Raw genomic sequence first — 20,480 nt, forward strand, 5'->3', positions numbered from 1 at the left:
CACACCGGAACAAGGGAGACCACCATGTTTTCAAGAAAACGCACCGGCCTCGCAGCGGCGGCCATCCTCACCGCTTCACTCTTTTGCTCCAGCGCAGCCCTGGCGAAGGATTTCGTCGTCGGCCTGTCCTGGGACACCAAGGACACGCTGGTTCAGGCCTGGGAGGATTACTTCCAGTCCGAAAGCGTCACGATGGGCGACGCGGCAGGGGTTCATTTCAAGTGGATCATCAACGTTGCCAACAACGATCCGGCTCAGCAGGCCTCCAACATCGAGGATCTGATCAACCAGGGCGTCGACGTCATCGTTGCCCGCGCCAAGGATGGCACCGCGATCGGCGCGTCAATCCGGGCGGCCAAGGCCGCCAACATTCCCTTCGTGACCTTCGACCGGGAATCCTCCACTATCAAGCCCACTGCGCATGTCGGCGCCGACAGCTATGCCCATGCCAAGCTCGCAGCAACCGCCCTGGTCGACGACCTCAAGAAGCACGACGCCAAGGCCAAGTGCATCGAGCTGCTGGGGTCGCAGGTCGACACCAATGCCGTCAACTTTTCCAAGGCCTGGAATGACGTCACCAAGGAGAGTGGCGTCGTCGAGAACCTGATGCAGGTTCCGACCGAATGGAATCCGGAACTGTTTCTTTCCGGCACCACCAACGCCTTCAAGGCACATCCGGAAGCCAATTGCCTGTTCGTTGCCAGCGACTTTGCCCTGTCGGCGGTGAAATCGGCCCTCGACAAGATCGGCCGCTGGAAGCCCCAGGGTGATCCCAATCATGTGTGGATCGCCTCGGTCGGGCTGATGCCGTCAGCGGTGAAGGCGATGGAAGGCGGTTATCTCGACGACTCTGCCCTTTGGGACACCTATGGCCATGCCCGCGAACTCGACCGCGTCCTGATCGCCATCGCCAAGGGTGAGGATCCGGGCTGCGGCGACAAGGGCTGCTTAGTCAATGGCCGCATCGGCACGCCCGCGACGATCAACTCGATGGATAACATCTGGTCCAAAAAATATAACGACCAGTGACAAGCCCGCCCCACGTTTGAGGCCCCGAAGAAGCCTGCCCTCTTCGGGGCTCCCTTGAGAAGCCATGGAGCGGAGCCATGAATTCCGGTCAGACCAAATTCAGATTGCGCCTGCTCACCATCGCGGTGAATGAGCAATTCTTCACCGTCGTGCGCAAGGGCATGAACGACGCCGCTGCCGCGATGCAGGTTGAGGCGGACCTTGCCGGTACGCCAGGCGTCGATCCCGGCGAGCTCGTCCGCCTGACACGCGAGGCCATCGCCGATGGTGTCGATGGCATCGGCCTGAACATCTGCGACGCCGATGCCTTCACCGAGGTGATCGCCGAGGCGAGGGCGAGATCCATTCCGGTCGTCGCGTTCAACATCGATGCCTCCCGGGGCAGGAGCGGCAATCTCAGTTCGATCGCGCAGGAGTTCCACAGCGCCGGCGAAGCGCTCGGCCGCCGCGCCGCTGCGGCGATTCCGAAAGGCGCCAACGTCATCATCACCGTCCATGACGAGGGGGTCAGCGCTCTGGAGGAGCGCCTGACCGGCGTCCAGGCCGGATTGCAGCATCACGCCATCAACTGGCAGCGCCTGTGCACGGGCCAGGATCCCGAAAAGGGCGCCGAGCTTCTGCACGAGGCGATCGCACGCTTCCCGGTGCAGGCCCTCCTCGGCACCGGCCAGGCCGACACCGAGGCCTGCGGCCTGGCGGCAAAATCCCTCGCGCCCTCCCAGCCCTATGTCGCCGGCTTCGACCTGTCGCCGGGCATCGTCGAGCTCATGGCGGAAGGATACATCGACTGCGCCATCGACCAGCAACCCTATGCCCAGGGCTTCTATCCCATCGTCCAGCTTGCGCTCTATCTGCGCTACGGGCTGCTGCCCTCCTCTCTCGATGCCGGCGCCGCGTTCATCGACCGCGCCAATCTCGAAGCCATTCGACACCTGAGCCGTCAGTCCATTCGCTGAGCCCTTTTCTCGAAAATTGTCTGAGACCTGACATGAAGATCAAATCGGTCGAGCCATTCATCCTGCACGCTCCGCTCAACACGGATTCCATCTCGGACTCCACCCACACCATCAGCCATTGGGGTGTCGTCGGCGCCAAGATCGTCACCGAAGATGGGCTGGAGGGCTACGGCTTCACCGGCACGCATGCCCATCTGCCCTCCGATCGGCTCATCACCTCCTGCATCTCGGAATGCTATGCGCCGATGCTGATCGGGGAGGACGCACAGGACGGCGATCGGCTCTGGGCAAAATTGGCGCGCTATCCGGCCGTGCAATGGGTCGGCCGGGCCGGCGTGACCCATATCGCCCTGGCGGCCATCGACATCGCGCTGTGGGATCTGCGCGCCAAGCGGGCGGGATTGCCGTTGTGGAAGTTGCTCGGCGGCGCCACGGTCGACAGGCTCGAGGCGTACAACACGGATATCGGCTGGCTTTCCATCCCCAAGGACCGGCTGGTCGAGGGAAGCCTGCGCTCCATCGAGCATGAGGGCTTCAAGCGCCTCAAGCTCAAGGTCGGTCATGCCGATCCGATGATCGACATCGGCCGCATCGAGGCGGTTCGCAAGGCGGTGGGGCCTGGTGTCACCATTGCCATCGACGGCAACGGCAAATGGGACCTGCCGACCTGCCAGCGCTTCTGCGCCCAGGCCGAAGCCCTCGATATCTTCTGGTTCGAGGAGCCGATGTGGTATGACGACATTGCCTCCCATGTCGCGCTGGCGCGCTCCACCTGGATCCCGATCGCCCTGGGCGAGCAGCTCTACACGGCGGAGGCCTTCAACGCCTTCATCGCCTCGGGCGCCGTGCACTACGTCCAGCCCGACGTGACCCGCCTCGCCGGCATCACCGAATATATCCAGGTCGCCCATACAGCCCATTCGAGCCGATTGCCGGTGGTGGCGCATGTCGGCGACATGGGCCAGGTGCATGTCCATCTCTCCTACTGGCATCCGGCGACGCCGATGCTGGAATATATTCCCTGGATCAAGGACTGCTTTGCCGAGCCCATCCGCATCGAGGATGGCCACTATGTCCGCCCGCAGATGCCGGGTGCCGGCTGCACGCTCACCAAGGATGCCGTCGCCGCTTTTTCCAAGCCGTGCTGAGAACCACGCTGCGCCGCCAGCGAGCGTGCGAAAACCTATGAGATCCACATGACGCTACCATCGATCGATCGGGAATTCGAAGGCAGGACCGCCTTCGTCGTAGGCGGCAGCTCCGGCATCGGCCTTGCGTCCGCGACGCTGCTGGCCGACCGCGGCGCGAATGTTGCCATCATTGGCCACGCGCAGGATACGCTTGCCATTGCCGAACAGCTTTCGGCTGATGGAAAGCGCAAGGTGATCGGTTTCCATGGCGATGCCAGCCAGGCCGACTTCGTCCGCTCGGCGATTGCCGCTACGGTTGCCCAATTCGGCGCGCTCGACATCCTGATGTGCTCGGCCGCCATTCATCCGCTCGGCGACGTCGTCGAGACCGATGAGGCGACCTGGGACCGGGCCTTCGCCGTCAACGTCAAGTCGATGTACCTGACCTGTCATTACGGCGTGCCGCATCTGATCGAACGCGGCGGCGGCTCGATCATCACGGTGTCGTCGGTCCAGGCGACCTCGAACACCCCCAATGTCTGCGCCTATGCGACGACCAAGGGCGCCATTGTCACCTTCACCCACACGCTCGCCGTCGATCTCGCCAAGCACAAGATCCGGGCCAATACAATCTGCCCCGGCTCGATCATCACGCCGATGCAGGAGCATTTTGCCAGGGGTAATGGCGAGGGCAAGAGCGTGGAGGAGATGTACAAGATCTTCGCGCGCCCCGTGCCGTTGCAACGGCTCGGCGAGGCCTGGGAGATCGCGGAGCTGGCCGCCTTCCTGGCCAGCCCCCGTTCCGGCTTCTGCACCGGATCCCAATTCACCGCGGATGGCGGCCTGCTCGCAGGCCTTCGCATCTTCTAAAGCGTCTTGCGATTTGACGGCATCGCCGAGAATCGCAAAGACGCGTCGAAACAAAGAGTTAGAGCAAAAGAGCGTTTCCGCTTAAACGCGCTTTGCGCCAGATAATTGGAGGCCACCGTGCGCCGCATCGACTGCCACATGCATTTCTGGACCCTGGCGATGGAGCCCTATTATGCGCTCTGGATGACGCCGGACCTCAAGGTGCTCTACGGCGATTATGGCCCGCGCGATGCGAGGCCGTTGATGGTGGCAAACGATGTCGAGGGCATCGTTCTCGTCTCGGCAGCGTCTTCCATCCACGAAACAGCCTATCTGCTGGGCCTGGCCGACTCGCACGATTTCATCCGCGGCGTCGTCGCCTGGGTCGATATGCTCGACAAGAACGCCGCTGGCGACTTGCGGGGCTGGGCTCGGTTCCGCAAGCTCAAGGGCATCCGGCCCTATCTTCAGGATCTGCCGGAGGACGACTGGATCCTGAAAAAGGAGCTGGATCCGGTCATCGAGGCGATGCTGGAACTCGGCTTGCGCTTCGATGCCCTCATCAAGCCGCGCCATATCCTCAACACCGTCAAGTTCATCGAACGCCATCCGACCCTACCGGTGATCGTCGATCACATGGCCAAGCCCAGCATCCGCGATGGCGCTTTCGAGCCGTGGCGGCGTGACATGGAAGAGTTCCGCGACCTGAAGCACGTCCACTGCAAGATCTCGGGCGTCCTGACCGAAGACGGCCCGGACTGGTCGCCCGAACGGCTCAAGCCCTATTTCGAGGCCATCATCGACATCTTCGGTCCCGACAGGCTAGTGTTCGGCAGCGACTGGCCGGTGGTCAATCTCGTCGCCGATTACGGACGCTGGATCGCGACGCTCGATGGCGCCCTGGCCGACCTGACCCGAGCCGATCAGCAGAAGATCTGGGCCGATAATGGCGGGCGTTTCTATGGCCTATGATACACCGCCTGGGCAAGGAAATCGGGTTTGACGATGGCACCTTCGCAGGATCGGGAGACGGCGGGCCTCAAGCGGCGCGGCATCGCCAGCCTCGCTTTTGACGAACTCGGCATAGCGCTCGCCGTGCTGCTGTTCTTCATCGTGGGTGCCTTCAGCAGTCCCTACTTTCTCACGCTCGGCAATCTGACCGGCATCCTGCAGAACGTCACTTTCCTTGGCTTTCTGAGCATCGGTGTCGGGTTGACCTTGATGGCCGGCGAAATCGACATTTCGGTCGGCTCGGTGTTCGGACTTTCATCGATCGTCACCGCCCTGCTGCTCAAGGCCGAGTATCCGGTTGCCGTCGCGATTGCCGCGGGCCTGGCGGTCGGGCTGGTCTGCGGCCTCGTCAACGGCCTCGTCGCCGAGCTCATCAAGGTCCCTGTCGTGGTCATCACGCTGGCAACGCTCGGCATCTATCGGGCGCTGGCGCTCGTGCTTGCCAATGGTTCGCCGGTGGGCGGCCTGCCGGACATTCCCGCCTTCTTCGACGGGTTCGGTCAGGGCGGTGTGGGTCAGGTTTCCTATATCACGCTGCTGTTCCTCGCCTTGGCCGTGATCGTCGAGATCATGCTGCGCTGGACGTCCTCCGGCTTCCGGCTGCTGGCTATCGGCAGCAACCCGCACGCGGCCCATCTGATCGGTTTTCATGTCGAGCGAACGCGTATCGTGCTGCTCGCCTTTTCCGGCGTGATGGCGGCCCTGTCCGGTGTCTGCGCCGTCGCCTATCTACAGACGGCGGGCCCGACCGGCGGCACCGGCTACGAGCTTTCCGTTCTCGCTGCCACCATCATCGGCGGCGTCAAGCTGAGCGGCGGCCGCGGCTCGATCCTCGGCGTGCTGCTGGGCTTGTGCGTCATTGGTGTCATCCAGAACCTGATCGTGCTGTGGGGCATCTCGCCGAACTGGTCGCAGGGCGTCTCCGGACTGGTGCTGATCGCCGCGATGACGCTGACCTGGCTGACAAGGCGGGAGGGCGCGAACCCACGCTGACGAGACACGCCATCGACAAAGCCAAACAAGACAGGCCCACCCCACGGGCCGATCAGGAGGAGGATGACATGACTGAGCATGACAAATCGAACGGCTTCGACCGGCGCCAATTCGGCAAGCTCTTGGGGCTTGCCGGTGCGATGGGCGCCACGGCGGCGATCGCGACGCCGGCATTGGCGCAGCAGGCCGACGACTGGAAGGGCTGGGTCAACAAGTTCTATGGCAAGCCGATCAAGATGGCGGTCTCCTGCGCTGGTACGACCAACCCGTACTTTGCGCCCGTCAAAGCGGGCGCGGAGGATGCAGGCGCGCAGCTCGGCATCGAGATGCAATGGGGCGGTGTTCCCGATGGCAACACCATCAACCAGATCGCTCAATTCGAGCAGCTGGTGAACACCGGCTTCCAGGCGATCGTGGTCGTGGCATTCGAGCCTGATGCCTGGATTGCGCCGATCAAGAAGGCGATGAAGGCGGGCGTGCTTGTCCTCACCGCCAACAACGACACGCCCAAGAGTGGCCGGGAACTCTATTTCGGCCAGGACCTCGTCGCCGCTGCGGTCGCGCAGGGCGAACTGATCGCCAAGCTCGCCGGCGGCAAGGGCAAGGTCGCCATGACCAATTGCGCGCCGGGATCGCTGGCCCTCGACCTTCGTGTTCAGGGCGCCAAGCAGGGCGTGCAACAGGGCGGCATGGAGGCCGTCGGCGTCTACAACACCAATCCAGCCGACATGGCGAGCGAACTCGGCACCATCCAGGATATCTTCAAGGCTCATCCGGACCTGGCGGCGATGATGCCGCTCTGCGGTCCCGACACCGCCGCCGCCGGCTTGGTGCGCAAGAACCAGGGCAAGAATATCCCCATCGTCGGCACCGACCTGCTCTACCAGACGCTCCAGCTGATCAAGGATGGCTATATCGATGCGACGATCGGGCAGCAGCCTTATCTCCAGGGCTATCTGCCGATCACCTACGCCTATCAGCGGGTCGTCCTTGGCGCGCCCAAGCTCGATCTGCCGGGCGGCAATTTCTATCTCGCCAACGAAATCGTCACCAAGGACAATGTCGACCAATATCTGATCCGGGAAGAGCGGTTCCGCGGATGAACGGGGCTCCTGGCGCCGCGCTGCTCAGCGCACGGAACATCAGCAAGCAGTTCGGTGAATTCCGTGCCTTGAGCGATGTCTCCATCGAGGTGAAGGCCGGCGAGGTGCACGGGCTTCTCGGTGCCAATGGCGCCGGGAAGTCGACCTTGATCGGCGTCCTGTCGGGCGCCATCCGTCCCGAGAGCGGGAGCGTGACTATTGCCGGGCGCGAGATTGCTCCAGGTTCCCTCTCTGCAGCCCGGCAGGCCGGCCTTTCGGTGGTCCATCAGGAACTCATGCTCTTTCCGGACCGGACGGCGGAAGAAAACATCTTCGCCGGTGTACTGCCCGCCGCGCCGTTCAGCTTCGTCAACATGCGTGCGCGCCGACGCAAGGTGGAGGCGACACTCGAGCGTGTCGGCGCAGTCATCGATCTGCGACGGCGTGTCGACGAGCTTCCGCTGTCCCATCGCCAGCTGGTGGAGATCGCTCGGGCTCTTTGCTCTGGCGGCCGCGTGCTCGTCCTCGACGAACCGACATCGGCGCTGTCGCTGCCCGAAGCCGAGGGCCTGTTTTCGGCGATCCGATCCATCGTGGCGGATGACGCGACGGTCGTGTTCGTTTCGCATCGCCTCGACGAGGTCTTTGCCATCACAGACGGCATCACGGTGCTCCGGGATGGCCGTGTCGCGGGCAGCTGGCGCACGGCCGAGGTCGATATTCCCGCGATCACCCGCGCCATGGTCGGCGAGGCTGCCGAGGCCCTGAGGCCGGTGCGCCGGGTTGTGCCGCCTGGCAAAGTCGTCATGGCAGTCAACGGATCGTCGGCCGCCTTGCCACCAATCGATCTTTCCTTGCGTGCGGGCGAAATCGTCGGCCTCGTCGGACTGGAAGGTTCGGGTGTCTCGACGGTTCTGGAAATTCTGGGCGGTGTCGAACGTATCGAAGGGCAGATCGAAGTCGAAGGCGTGCCGGTCCGCTTCCGCCATCCGGGCCATGCCATCAGCCATGGCGTGGTCTATATGCCGCCCGATCGCAAGAAAAGCGGCCTGTGGCTCGACCGCAGCACGGCCTTCAACCTCAACACCGCCTCGGTCTTCCGCATGCCCGCCTTCCAATGGCTCAACCGCGCCAGAATGGAGCGGGAGGCATCCGCACGCATGGCAGAGGTCGGCGTGCGCATCAGTGCCCTTCGTGAGTTCGCGGGACGCTTGTCCGGCGGCAACCAGCAGCGGCTCCTGCTTGGCCGGTGCCTGGACCTGCGCCCGAAGATCTTGCTCCTGAGTGATTTCACCCGCGGTGTCGACGTCAAGGCGAAGGCAGCGATCCATCAATTGGTTCGCGAACTCGCCGATGACAGCATCGCGATCTGCCTGACCTCTTCGGACCTGGAAGAGCTGCTCGATATTGCCGACAGGATCATCTGCATGCGCAGCGGACGCATGATCGCGGATCTGCCGAGCTCGAGCCTGGACAAGCATACCTTGCTGACCCTGGCGTCGATAGCGTCCGATGACCAGTCGCTTTCCGGTTCGAACCGCGTGCCGCAATGACCCCTATCGGCCTGGGGGCGGCATGAGCAAGACCCGCACTCATCTGTCCGACAGCATGCCCAGTCAATGCATTTCGCGGTCACCAGAATCATGTCGGAGGGCGTTTATGCGCCGTCCCGCCTCATCGAAGAGGCATGCCCGTTCCGTTTGCGGCGACAGCCAGATCGTCTCGTCGGGTTCCACGGTGATCCGCTCATGGGATACCGTGACGACCGTCTGTTCACCGAGAATAGCTATCACCTGGGTTTCCGAGCCGAGTGGCTCGACGACCATGACTTTCGCCGGGACACCCGAATCCTTCGGCGACATCGCAAGATACTCCGGCCTGATGCCGTAGACGGCTTTCGTGCCCTTCGGCTTGGCTATGCCACTGGGCAGGGCCAGTGCAAAGCCGTCGTCGGTCATGAAGATCATCCTTCCCTCGGCCTCGTCGAACCGGCCGTCTAGGAGGTTCATCGATGGCGAACCGATGAACCCGGCCACGAATATGCTCTGTGGATCGTCATAGAGATCAAGCGGCCGCCCAATCTGTTCAATGTGGCCCGCATTCATCACCACGATCCGATCCGCCATCGTCATCGCTTCGACCTGATCGTGCGTGACATAAACCGTCGTTGTCGCCAGGCGCCGGTGCAGGCTCTTGATTTCCGCACGCATGGCGCCGCGCAACTTTGCGTCGAGATTGGAAAGTGGTTCGTCGAACAGAAAGACCTGCGGATTGCGCACAATGGAACGACCCATGGCGACACGCTGGCGCTGTCCGCCCGAAAGCTGCCGCGGATAGCGTCCCAGCAACGGCGTAAGCCCGAGAATCTGTGCCGCCTCCGCAATGCGTTTCTGCTTTTCCGCCTTCGGCGCACCCGCGAGGGTCAGCGAAAAGGCCATATTCTCCGCGACCGTCATATGCGGATAAAGCGCATAGTTCTGGAACACCATGGAGATGTCCCGCTCCTTCGGCGGCAGGTTGTTTACAACGCGCCCCCCGATGCTGATCGTGCCGCCGGAGATGTTTTCCAACCCGGCGATCATGCGCAGCAAAGTAGACTTGCCGCAGCCGGACGGCCCGACCAGCACGACAAACTCGCCGTCGGCGATGTCGACCGAAACACCGTGCAGCACATCGATCGCGCCGTAGGTCTTGCGAGCTTTTTCGATAGTCACGTTTGCCATCAGACCGCCCCGATCCGAATCTCGTTGGATGAAAGCGCCCCCTCGTGAACAAGCAGCCCAACGCCGCCATCGCAGAAGGCTTCAGGGCTCGCGTCCGCCGCCGAAAGCGATACGCCATCAGCTTCGAAGATGATGCGGTTTCCCTGAGCAATGACCTTCATTGCGATGTTCTTCTCGAATTCGGTGTCAAAGGCGGTCTCGGCCAGGATCTCGATATCGTCGTCCCGAACCTTGACGATCTGCATCTTGCCGTCCCGGGTCACGCGGCCGCCGTAATAACGGCGCAAGCCCTGGGCGCGCACGGCGAGACCGCCATAATTGCCCAAATGCATCATCACCTGCCCTGAAGCTTGATAGTCGGTCCACTGGCGCGTGCCGTGAATGATGATGCCTTCGCCGGTAGCCTGGGAAATGCGAAATGCCGAAGGAAATCTCTTGGAGAAGAAGCTCGCACCGTTTACCCAGGCCATTCTCCAAAAATCGCCGTCGCCCGCTGGGCGCTTGAGTATGAGTTCGGGCGCACCATCCCACCGCAGAAAATCGACAATCAGGCGTCCATCGGCGCGCTTGCCGGTGCCGGTCACCGCGATGCCGATCTCGGCGATCGGCTGGCCGCCAGTGTCAGGCAGGATCCATTCGAGGATGGCTTCGCGGCCCGGCTCGATCGTGACCGGCGTGGCGTCGATGTCGCGCAGCTCGTCGCGCTCGTCGTAGATCCGAATGCGAAGCCGCGCTTCGACCACGCCACGATTGGCGTCCGGCGCCTTGATCCGCGCCTTGACGGTCTGTCCGGAATAAACGAGCGGTGTCGCCATAAGGTCATAGGTGCGCATGTTCAGCATTTCGCGCGGGGAGAAGGTTGGGCTGGTCACGGCAGCCACCTGCGTCGGGCCGAGCGCCTCAAATTCAATCGTCAGTGCGCGACTGCCCTCGAACTCGGCATTGCCGACACGAATGGACGCTAAGGCTTCAAGCCCGTCCTGCGGACGGAAACCCTGCTGGCTTCCGGGGAGCGAGAAATGAAACTGAGCCCCGCTCTTTGGAGCGGAGAGCCCCTGACCACCGGCCAGCTGAAACCCGAGACTGGTCAGGTAATAGGCTTGGCGAACCGCATCGTTGATGGAATTGCCGCCATCGGCGGATGAGATCAGCATCCGGTCGGCGATGGGTCGACGGAAGTCAGGCCCTTCCTCCAGGCCATCCAAGCCGTTCATGATGCCAAGCAGGCAGCCGACATTGCCGGCATTGCAATCGGTATCCCAACCGGACGTGTTGGCTATCATCTGCGCTCGTTGGAAGTCGTGCGGCGCGTAGAGCACGGCCATGACCATCAGTGCGTGGTTGGGTACGACATGGCAGTTGCCCGGATATTTGTCGTAGCCATACTCGTCCTCGATCTTCTGGCGGGTGTCGCGCCAGTCCGGATTTGCCTTGTGCCAGGCCCGGACGTCTGCGACCAGCCTGGCGATCAGGCTGTCGGGCGGGATCTGGGCGAGACCGGTGTCGATGAGGTGATCGATATCCGCAGATCGGAAGGCTTCGGCTTCCATGGCTGCCCAAAGCATCGCCGCGTAGACGGATTCACCGTCGTGGCTGACCTTGCCGGCCTGCTCGGCGAGCTTTGCCGCAAGTTCCGGCTGGCATGGAGCGACCATTGCCCAGCCGTCGATGAATATCTGCGCGCCGATTTGCTCGGCGACGGCCCGGCCGTTGGTGGCGATTGAGCCGGACGCCGGAGCGGCAACGCCTTTCTTGAGGTTAAGCCATGCCGTATGCTCGGTGGAATTGCCATTGCCACCCCACCACAGGATGGTGCGATCCTCGACGATGTAGTTCAGCCAGGCCTTGCCGATTTCCTCGGCCGAAAGGTTCGGCTTGATGCCATAGTCTTCGAGTGCTCGGATGAAAGTGAATGTGCCAGCGACATCGTCATCGGTCACCACCAATGGTTGGTGCAGCCGATTATGGACGTAGTATTCGACCGGACCGAGTTCTTCCATGATCTTCTGGTACGTCCAGCCTTCGAAGGGACGGCCCAGATACACGCCGATCAGCTTGCCCAATACACCGGCATAGACACGTTCAAGATAGTCGTTCGGAAATTGCATTGTTCACTCCATATAGTTGATCGAAATCGCTCAGCCCTTGACGGAACCGCCGGCCATACCCTCGATGAAACGCTTCTGCATGAAGACAAACAGCGCGACGACCGGCACAACGATGATGAGGGCCGCGGCCATGATCTCACCCCAGTCGGAGCTGTACTGGCCGGACAACAGGTAGAAAGCGATGACGGCAGTGGCGTTGTCCTGCTTCTGAAGGAAGGTGGTCGCGATCAGGAATTCATTCCAGGAATTCAGCCCAATGATCAGCGCGACGGTCAAAATACCCGGTGAGACAATCGGCAGCATGACCCGCCAGAAGACCTGCCAATGTGTCGCGCCGTCGACGATTGCGGCTTCCTCCAGCTCTTTCGGCACCGCCAGGAAGTAAGTCCTCAGCAGCATCACGGCAAAGGGGCTGTAAAGTGCGGTGTAGATCAGCGCTACACCGAAGATGTTGTTGATCAGCCCCAGCCTGGCGAAGCCGAAATATAGCGGGAAGATGTACAGCTGGATTGGCGCAGTCGTGGTTGCCAGGAGGTAGAAGGTAAAAATTTTCCAACTTTTGATCTTATGACGTGCAAGTACATATGCAGTCAGAGATGACGTTGTACTCACGAGGACAATCGTCGTACCTGAGACAATCAGCGAGTTGATGAAGGTCTTGGAGAATTTCGCATGGTTCCAGGCGTTGACGAAATTCTGCCATCGTATCTGTTCCGGCAGGCCGAGCGGATTTTGTACAATCGCTGCGGCAGGCTTCAGCGAATTCAGCACCAGCAGCGCGATCGGGAAGAGTGCGATGAAGGCGAATAGACCCAGGACAGCATAGCAGATCCACAGAGTCATGCGGCTCTCGACCAATCTCATTGCTCGCCTTCTTTCGATTGGATGCGGACGTAGAAGAACGTACTAACCAGTCCGAAGACGCTGATGACCAAGGCTGCCGCCGCGGCCTGCCCGACATTGAGGTCGTAGAAGGCCTTGCGGTAGGCCAGGGTGGAGAGAAGTTCGCTTGAGAGCGCAGGTCCACCCTGGGTCAGGATGTAGACGAAGTCGAAGGCGAGGAATGACCAGATCACGGTCATGATCATCATCAGAGTGATCGTTGACCGGATGCCAGGCAGGAGCACATAGCGCATCATCTGGAAGTAAGTGGCCCCTTCAATGCGGGCAGCCTCGATCTGCTCCTGCGGCACTTGGCGGAGCGCGGCGAAGAAAATCACACAGAGGAAGCCCCACCAGTGCCACAGGTCGACAGTCGCCACCCCGAAGAGAGAAATGGAGGGCTGGGTCAGGGGATTGGGGATCGGCAGGCCATATCTCTTGAGAACGCCGAATACGCCTGTAACCGGACTGTAGATCATGCCCTGCCAAATGCGTGCCGTGATGGCCGTGGCGATAACAACGGGCAGGAAATAGACGATCTGGAAGACATTGCTGCCCCGGCGCACGATCAGGAGCATGGATGCCGCAAGCAAGCCCATCAGGATGGGCAGGGTGAGAAAAACCAGCGTCCAGAGGATATTGTTGCCGAGTGCCCGCCAGAAGACACCATCGGCTGCGAGTGCCCGAAAATTATCGAGGCCGGCGAAGGTCGGCGTCGAGATGCCATCCCAATTGTAGAAGGCAAGAACGGCTGTCAGCAATGCGGGAATGAGGATGATCACCACATTGATAATCATCGTTGGGATGAGATAGAGCCGATACATGTCTTCCTCCGTGCGAGGGCGGCGCGATCGGCGCCGCCCTTCTGCAACCTCGAGCAAAGCTCGTTCAAGCGTAAACCCTAATTTGCTCTAACTCTTTGTTTCGACGCGCCTTTGTGATTCTTGCCGAGTCCGGCAAATCGCAAAACGCTTTAGACGCGAGCTGGGACAGCCGGCGCCTTCCCGGCGTCCTTTTCGGTCTTGAAGGTTTGGTCCAGCTTCTTGAGGAAATCAGCCGAGGTGGTCTTCTTGAGCCAGACCTCCTCCATGCCGCTGACCAGATAGGTGTCGGTTGCGGGCGGCAGGAAAGTCCAGGTCGTGTAACCGTAATTGCCGGCCTTGACAGCTTTGGACAGCGTGTTCATGACCTCGATGTAAAGCGGCGACACCTTGTCGGAGAGCTTTACTCCGGAGAGATCGTTGAGCGGCAGGTTCCATTCGCCTTGCCAGACCGAATTCATCTTGCTGTAGAAATCGTCCTTGAAGATGTAATCCAGGACCGCCGCGGCACCATCGGCGTTGTCTGACTTCGCGTTGATCGAGAGCGTCGAACCAATGCCGAGCGCGTAGACCGGATCACCGCTGGCGCTTGGAAAGCCGACAAAGCCCGGCTCGGCATTGTTCTGCGGGAAATAGTTGGGAATCTCAGTGAAGTTCCAGGTGCCTGTCGGCGCCATGCCTGCCTGGCCGGTGGCGATCTGCGCAAAGGCCTGTTCCAGCGTCAGCGAGAAGTAGTTGTCGCCGAAATAGCCCTTGTCCCACCACTGCGCCAGCTTGTCGATCGCAGCCACGAAGGCCGGGTCGGTCCATGGGATCGCGCCTGTCAGCGCCTTATAGACCTTGTCCGGCCCAGCGATGGAATTCAGAACGATCGAGACATAGTGCTCGTTGGCTGGCCGCCAGTCCGCATTGCCCGCGCCGAACGGGATAAGCCCCTTGGCCTTCATCTCATCGGCCAGGCTTTCGAACTCCGCGATGGTGGTTGGTACATTCCAGCCATTGGTTTTGAACGTTGTCTTGTTGTAGAAAAGACCAAGCGTTTCGTAGGTCTTGGCAAGCGCATAGAGTTTGCCATCGTACTTGCCGAGGTCGAGGAAGAGCGGCAGCAGATTGTCATTCCAGCCGTATTTCTTGGCGTAGTCGTCAAGGGGCAGGAGCTGGCCAGCCTGGGCCTTGGCTGCCACATAACTCGGTCCGGCCGTGAAGACGACATCTGGGCCGGTGCCTGAAAGCATGGCGATACGCAGCTGATTGTCGAGATCCGAACCGCGGAAATCAATACTCAGCAAGTCTTCGGGATGGGCAGCGTTGAACGGGTCGATCAGGATAGTCTTGAGATTGTCCTGATTTTCGGGCGATGCAGACTCGTACCAAAATCCGACCGGCTTCTGGTCGGCTGCAAACCCGAAACGGGTCATAAATGGCAGGATCGTGAGACCAAGCCCGGCTTTCAATACTGTACGACGTTGCATATTTTTTCTCCTCCAGCTTGTTTCAGACGGCTTTCGTCGTGCCCCTTTGGATTAGATTGAACGGCATTTCGACTGCGGTTCCCGGACCGCTTTTCTCGCCGCGTAACCGATCCATCAGTGTCTGGGCGGCGCGTTCGCCCATTTGCCATTGAAATTGCGCGACCGTGGTCAGCGACGGCGTGACCAGCCTGGCAGCCGAGATGTCGTCGAAGCCGACGACCGCCATCTCACGAGGGATCTCGATGTTGCGCTCACGCAATGCCTGCATGACGCCGATTGCCATCAAGTCGTTGGCGGCAAATATCGCGGTCGGTCCGAATGTGCCTCCCAGGATGGTTTCTGCGGCACGCATGCCACCGATCTCGCTGAATTCTCCGTCGACAACGACGTGATCCTCGTAGCCGGCGGTGGCAAGCGCCGTGCGGTACCCCTCGATGCGGGTGGTCTGTGGACCGCCCCGGCCGGCCACCATGGCGATGCGCGAATGACCCTGAGTGATCAGATGTTCGGTTACGGCATAAGCTGCGGCGCGACTGTCGACAAAGATGTCATCGACGGCGATCTCGCCGCCGTGTTTCTTTGACGATTCGATACGCACGACAGGCACGCCGGCCTCGATCAGGGGGCTGAAGTCCTGGGCGCGTAGCGTGAAGAACACGCCGATCACGCCGTCGACCCGCCCTTGCCGTGCCCAGTCGAGAAAGTGGCGCTCCCGTTCGGGCGAACCGTCTGTATTCACGGCGATTACATCATAGCTGAGGCCATCCGCGACCGATTGAATGCCGCGGATCAGCGATGGATAGAACGGGTTGGTGATATCGGGCACGATACACGCGATCGTCATGGATCGGCTTGTCTTGAGTGCCTGCGCGAAGCGGTTTGGAACGTAGCCCAGATCCTTTGCCGCCTTGGTTATCCGCGCCCAGGTTTCCGCCGGAATGGATGCACCGCCGCCACTGAGCACCATGGAGACGGTCGCTTGGGACACGCCAGCCAGTCTTGCCACGTCCTTCTGGGTAGCACGGCCGCTCATCATCGACAGCTTTCTGATACGTATTACTTATACGTATAATTAGCCGTCGAGCTGCGTTTAAGTCAAGTGCCGCTTTTTCAAGCCAGGAACGAGCGGCGGACATCGAGCGCCTGCTCGCGATGCTCATCAACCGCTGCTTCGGCCGCCGGGGATATCGCCCGAGCTTCGGCCGAAAGCTCTATTGTCGATCGGTGGAAGAGGCCTGCTCGATACGTGCCGTCATGCGAATCCGGGGCATCGCCGATGCCAAGGCCGGCCGTAACGCCGAACGGCGCGCGAGAGGCTCCGCATGCCCGTCTTCCAATGGCTCAAGAGGGCCAGAATGGAGCGGGAGGCATCCGCACGCATGACCGAGGTCGGCGTGCGCATCAGTGCACTTCGCGAGGTCGTGGGACGATTGTCCGGCGGCAACCAGCAGCGGGTCTTGCTTGGCCGGTGCCTGGACCCGCGCCGACGGGACGTCCGATCGTCACTCGGCCGGTGGGGCGTATTGAATGCCGCCAAGGCTCCAGAGCTGATTCAGGCCGCGCGGGATGCCCAGCTTGGATTTCGTGCCGAGATTGCGTTCATAGACCTCGTCATAATTGCCGACCAGCTTGACGACATTCACCACCCAGTCCTTGGAAAGGCCCATCTTCCCGCCCATGTCGCCATCCGCGCCGAGCAGCCGCCGGATGGCGGGGCGGCTCGAAGCCTTGGCCTGGTCGAGCGTCGACTGGCTCACACCGAGTTCTTCCGCGTCCAGCATGGCAAAATGCACCCACTGAACCAGATTGCGCCATTTCGGATCATCCTGGCGCACAGCCGGGCCGAGCGGCTCCTTCGAGATCACCTCGGGCAGGATGATATGCTCCCCGGCATCCGGCAGCCCCAGGCGGGCGGCGTAAAGCTGCGAGACGTCCGAGGTCACGACCGAGCATTCGCCCTTCTTGTAGCGATCGATGGAGTCCTGGGTCGAGTCCGTCAGCACAACATCGTATTTCATCGAATTGGCGTCGAAATAGTCGGCCTGGTTGCGCACCGTGGTCGTATCCTTCTGCACGCAGACCTTGCTGCCGGTGAGCTCCAGCGCCGAATTGACGTTCTTGGCCCGCGGCACCATGAAGCCCTGGCCGTCATAATAGGTCGTGCCCGCAAAGCTCAGGCCGTAGTCCAGTTCCCGCGACAGCGTCCAGGTCGAATTGCGGGACAGGATATCGATCTTGCCGTTGTGCAGGGCGTCGAACCGGTCGCTGGTCGAAAGCGGCACAAATTGCACCTTGCTGCTGTCGGCGAAGATCGCAGCAGCCACGGCGCGGCAAAAATCCGCGTCGAAGCCGGACCAGTTGCCCGAGGCGTCCTTGCTCGAGAAACCCTCCAGGCCCTCATTGACCCCGCAGATGAGGTTGCCTCGCGCCTTTACGGTGTCGAGCGTCTGCGCGCCCGCAGCCGTCGCCGCCGCCAGGCCAAGCATCACGGCTGCGGCCTGAATGGACATTCGCTTCATTTTCGTTCCCCTCGCTCGCAGCTTGAAGACAACCAGAGCAAAGCGCGTTTAAGCGTAAACGCTGCAATGCTCTAACTCTTTGTTTCGACGCGTCTTTGCGATTCTTGCCGATGCCGTCAAATCGCAAAACGCTTTAGAGCAAAATGCAATCAGCCGGGACCGGATTGCCAGATTGACGCGTTGGTATCGAATGCATTTCGCGATTCTTGGTGGTTCGATTTGAAGGCAAAAACGCTCCAGCACGCCGTCGACGGCTCGCAAACGGGCATCACACCTATGGAAGCTCAGACCTTGGGAGCCTGTCGAACCACCACGCGCGTGCCCACCGGGACCTTGTCATAGAGGTTGATGACGTCGGGATTGACCAGGCGGATGCAGCCGGACGAAACGGCATAGCCGATCGTCTCGGGCTGGTTGGTGCCATGAATGCGGTAGTCGGTGCCGCCGAGATAGAGCGCCCGCGCGCCCAGGGGATTACCCGGGCCGCCCGCCATGAAGCGAGGCAGATAGGGCTGGCGCTTGATCATCTCCGGCGGCGGCCGCCAGTCCGGCCATTCTTGCTTGCGGCTGATCTTCAGAAGGCCCGACCACTGGAAGCCCTCGCGCCCGACGCCGATGCCGTAGCGTATCGCCGTCTTGTTGTCCTGAACGAGATAGAGGAAGCGATCTTCCGTCTCGACGACGATCGTTCCGGGCGGCTCGTTGGAGCGGAAATAGACGGGCTGCGGCCGGTATTCCGGCAGGAGCTGCTCTTCCGTCGGGTCCGGAACGAAGCCGGGCCGCTCCAGGTCATATTTGGGGTCCAGCCCCTGCTGCTGGGCGAGAGCCGCCGGACCCACGATGAGAACGGCGCCCAGGGCGAGCGCCATGTATCTGCCTGTCCACGTCATGATTTTGCCGCCCCGCAACGGACATAGACCAGCGTGCCGTAGCGTTTGGCAGCGTCCGGATCGACCCACAGGGCCGTGAAGCTCGTAGGGTCATAGGACAGTACGCGCCGGTCGTGCGGATCGCCCGCCGGTCCCTGCGGGCCGATATAGACAGCGCCGTCGCTGGCCGCCTTCACGAAGAGTTCCTGTGGCGTCGCCTGATCGGCAAGATGCATCATCACGCCGCCATTCGCACCCTTGCCGATCACATAGGGATTGGAGCAGGCCGCCTTCGCTTGCGCCTGGGTCCGGACCCGATCCTGCTCCGCGCGATAGGAGGCCAGGCCCCATTTGCCGACGAGCTGGTCCGCGGTGATGACAAATTGCGGCGTGGCCACGGGGGTTGAAGTACTGCATCCCGCCAGGGCGATGGCACAGAGCAGCACGCCACCGGCGCCCTTTCCTCGTACCGCGGCAACGAAACTCTGCAGATGTGGGCGCATGAAACCAGTCCTCTGTGGCATTCGGCGGTGAACCGTATCGAATTGGCATTGGGAGGAAACTTGTAACGGCAACATAGTAGACGATGCGGGCGCGGCGGCAAGGGGCTAGGACCCATGCCATGTGGTTTTGATGAATTGGACGACGGGCGGCATGCGATCCATAGCAGCGGTTCAGTTGTCCAGGGCAGCGCGCATCCCTCGAAATGTTGCCATAACTTATTGAGGCTGTGGTTCATTCTAGGTTCGGCAGGAGGAAGATTTGAGCGGGAAAACATTACGCCTGCACATACCACAGTGGCAGGGCGGAAATCTTGAAGCCTATCACTTCGGCGCCCAATTGCTGGCATGGCTGGCACCGGCAGCGAATGGCCTGGTGGCGACAGTCGAGGTGGCGGAACCCGACGGCTCCAAGCTCATGCGGGAGGACGGCATTGTCGCCCGCGGCGCCCTGCTGCAGCAGCTCGACCGCGCAGAACAAATCCTTGGAAAGGAAGCGCCGGACAAGGTCGTCGTCCTGGGGGCGATTGCCTCGTAAACCTACGGCAAGCCGTTTGTCCGATTTTAGACTCCAGGTAGATAAGTTAAGCGCAATTTTGGTATGTTATGCACGTTGCGTTCTCGGGGCGGATGCGCGTTGATGGATCAAGAAAGAGTTCTAGCCGCAGTCCTCTTGGCCGATGTCGTGGGCAGCACGCCGCTCTATGAGCGCATTGGCGACAAAGCCGCTCTGCAGCAGATCTCGGATTGCCTGAACGCGATGCGCGAGATCGCCGCCCGGAACGGCGGTGATTTCATTCACTCGAAGGGCGATGACGTGCTCAGCCTGTTCGAGAGGCCCGAGGGGGCGCTGACGGCCGTCTGCCAAATCATGGGCCGGCTGACGAAAGGGTCGTTGAGCGTCCGGATCGGATTGCATTTCGGAGCGGTCATTCGCACGCGGGGCGAGGTATTCGGCGACGTCATCAATGTCACCGCAAGGTTGTCCACCACGGCCAACCCCGGGGAAGCGCTGATCAGCCAGAGCCTCTTCGAAGCTCTTCCCGCGGGGAGCCGCAGTGCCTTGCGGCTCCTCGACAAGATGGCCTTCAAGGGGAAGCAGGAGCCCTTCGACGTCTATACCCTGTGGAGCGATGATGGTGCCCTCAGCACGCAGATCGTCAGTGGGACGACCATTATCAATAGGCGCTCCGCCCCGCCGCAGCACATCAATCTGGTCATCCGCTATGGAGATCAGTTGCGATCCTGCCGTCAGAACGAATTCGTGACCATCGGCCGATCCCCGGAATGCGATATCGTCATCCAGCGGCCCTGGGTCTCAAGGCATCACGCGACCTTCACCATTTCGAACGGCAGGGCCCGGCTTGCCGAGCGAAGCTCGTCGGGCACATTCTTGTCGACGGGATCCGACCATGAAGTATTCGTGCGCCGCGAAGACGTTCTCCTCGTCGGCTCCGGCGTCATCTCGCCTGGACTGCGCTCATCCCTCAGCGACGCCCAGATCCTTCACTACGAAATTATCTCGGGCTGACCGGG

At 61.3% G+C, this 20,480-nt stretch carries 19 protein-coding genes; 10 read left to right on the forward strand and 9 right to left on the reverse strand.

Features of this window, described 5'->3' with window-relative positions; all coding sequences use genetic code 11:
* The first annotated feature begins 24 nt into the window (after positions 1–24).
* The 8 genes from QQL24_RS13445 to QQL24_RS13480 all read left to right on the forward strand — a co-directional run bounded on the left by QQL24_RS13445 (position 25) and on the right by QQL24_RS13480 (position 8,603).
* The gene (locus QQL24_RS13445; protein WP_284312659.1) at positions 25–1,029 is read left to right on the forward strand and encodes a sugar ABC transporter substrate-binding protein; all 1,005 of its coding nucleotides are present in this window, start codon (positions 25–27) and stop codon (positions 1,027–1,029) included.
* A 77-nt stretch (positions 1,030–1,106) separates the two neighbouring features.
* Positions 1,107–1,985 (forward strand): substrate-binding domain-containing protein, encoded by an 879-nt coding sequence (locus QQL24_RS13450; protein WP_284312660.1) that lies wholly within the window; start codon positions 1,107–1,109, stop codon positions 1,983–1,985.
* 32 nt (positions 1,986–2,017) lie between these two features.
* Positions 2,018–3,133, forward strand: a complete 1,116-nt coding sequence (locus tag QQL24_RS13455; RefSeq protein ID WP_284312661.1) for a mandelate racemase/muconate lactonizing enzyme family protein — start codon at positions 2,018–2,020, stop codon at positions 3,131–3,133.
* Positions 3,134–3,181: 48 nt separating this feature from the next.
* Positions 3,182–3,985: an SDR family NAD(P)-dependent oxidoreductase gene (locus QQL24_RS13460; protein WP_284312662.1), complete on the forward strand. Its 804-nt coding sequence runs from the start codon at positions 3,182–3,184 to the stop codon at positions 3,983–3,985.
* Between the two features lie 117 nt (positions 3,986–4,102).
* Positions 4,103–4,936 carry an amidohydrolase family protein gene (locus QQL24_RS13465; protein WP_284312663.1) on the forward strand — a complete coding sequence of 278 codons (834 nt, stop codon included), beginning with the start codon at positions 4,103–4,105 and terminating at the stop codon, positions 4,934–4,936.
* A 33-nt stretch (positions 4,937–4,969) separates the two neighbouring features.
* Positions 4,970–5,968, forward strand: a complete 999-nt coding sequence (locus QQL24_RS13470) for an ABC transporter permease (protein ID WP_284312897.1) — start codon at positions 4,970–4,972, stop codon at positions 5,966–5,968.
* 68 nt (positions 5,969–6,036) lie between these two features.
* The gene (locus QQL24_RS13475) at positions 6,037–7,071 is read left to right on the forward strand and encodes a sugar ABC transporter substrate-binding protein (RefSeq protein ID WP_284312664.1); all 1,035 of its coding nucleotides are present in this window, start codon (positions 6,037–6,039) and stop codon (positions 7,069–7,071) included.
* On the forward strand, positions 7,068–8,603 hold the full coding sequence (locus QQL24_RS13480) for a sugar ABC transporter ATP-binding protein (protein ID WP_284312666.1): 1,536 nt from the start codon (positions 7,068–7,070) through the stop codon (positions 8,601–8,603). Before QQL24_RS13475 ends, QQL24_RS13480 begins: the two co-directional genes overlap by 4 nt.
* A 63-nt stretch (positions 8,604–8,666) precedes the next feature.
* Here the strand turns inward: QQL24_RS13480 and QQL24_RS13485 are convergent, their stop codons facing one another.
* From QQL24_RS13485 to QQL24_RS13525, 9 genes are all read right to left on the reverse strand, one after another.
* Positions 8,667–9,773 (reverse strand): ABC transporter ATP-binding protein, encoded by a 1,107-nt coding sequence (locus QQL24_RS13485; RefSeq protein WP_284312667.1) that lies wholly within the window; start codon positions 9,771–9,773, stop codon positions 8,667–8,669.
* Positions 9,773–11,881, reverse strand: a complete 2,109-nt coding sequence (locus QQL24_RS13490) for an ADP-ribosylglycohydrolase family protein (protein WP_284312668.1) — start codon at positions 11,879–11,881, stop codon at positions 9,773–9,775. The genes QQL24_RS13485 and QQL24_RS13490 overlap by 1 nt, the downstream gene beginning before the upstream one ends.
* 30 nt (positions 11,882–11,911) lie before the next feature.
* Positions 11,912–12,724 carry a carbohydrate ABC transporter permease gene (locus QQL24_RS13495; RefSeq protein WP_284312669.1) on the reverse strand — a complete coding sequence of 271 codons (813 nt, stop codon included), beginning with the start codon at positions 12,722–12,724 and terminating at the stop codon, positions 11,912–11,914.
* Positions 12,725–12,741: 17 nt separating this feature from the next.
* Positions 12,742–13,587, reverse strand: coding sequence for a carbohydrate ABC transporter permease (locus QQL24_RS13500; protein ID WP_284312671.1), 846 nt, complete (start codon positions 13,585–13,587; stop codon positions 12,742–12,744).
* A 149-nt stretch (positions 13,588–13,736) separates the two neighbouring features.
* The gene (locus QQL24_RS13505; protein ID WP_284312672.1) at positions 13,737–15,056 is read right to left on the reverse strand and encodes an ABC transporter substrate-binding protein; all 1,320 of its coding nucleotides are present in this window, start codon (positions 15,054–15,056) and stop codon (positions 13,737–13,739) included.
* Between the two features lie 22 nt (positions 15,057–15,078).
* Entirely contained in the window at positions 15,079–16,092 is a 1,014-nt protein-coding gene (locus QQL24_RS13510; RefSeq protein WP_284312673.1) for a LacI family DNA-binding transcriptional regulator, read from the reverse strand.
* Between the two features lie 466 nt (positions 16,093–16,558).
* Positions 16,559–17,575 (reverse strand): amino acid ABC transporter substrate-binding protein, encoded by a 1,017-nt coding sequence (locus tag QQL24_RS13515; RefSeq protein ID WP_284312674.1) that lies wholly within the window; start codon positions 17,573–17,575, stop codon positions 16,559–16,561.
* Positions 17,576–17,859: 284 nt separating this feature from the next.
* Entirely contained in the window at positions 17,860–18,465 is a 606-nt protein-coding gene (locus QQL24_RS13520; protein ID WP_284312675.1) for a L,D-transpeptidase, read from the reverse strand.
* Positions 18,462–18,947: a hypothetical protein gene (locus QQL24_RS13525; protein ID WP_284312677.1), complete on the reverse strand. Its 486-nt coding sequence runs from the start codon at positions 18,945–18,947 to the stop codon at positions 18,462–18,464. The genes QQL24_RS13520 and QQL24_RS13525 overlap by 4 nt, the downstream gene beginning before the upstream one ends.
* 259 nt (positions 18,948–19,206) lie before the next feature.
* Here QQL24_RS13525 and QQL24_RS13530 point away from each other — a divergent pair, with 259 nt between their 5' ends.
* Both QQL24_RS13530 and QQL24_RS13535 read left to right on the forward strand, forming a co-directional pair.
* Complete coding sequence (locus QQL24_RS13530) at positions 19,207–19,482, forward strand: arginase family protein (RefSeq protein ID WP_284312678.1); 276 nt, start codon at positions 19,207–19,209, stop codon at positions 19,480–19,482.
* A 102-nt stretch (positions 19,483–19,584) separates the two neighbouring features.
* A complete protein-coding gene (locus tag QQL24_RS13535; RefSeq protein ID WP_284312679.1) occupies positions 19,585–20,475 on the forward strand; it encodes an FHA domain-containing protein in 891 nt (296 codons plus the stop codon).
* Positions 20,476–20,480 lie beyond the last annotated feature (5 nt).

This window comes from Labrys miyagiensis, from assembly GCF_030160835.1.
Taxonomy (GTDB): Bacteria; Pseudomonadota; Alphaproteobacteria; order Rhizobiales; family Labraceae; genus Labrys; species Labrys miyagiensis.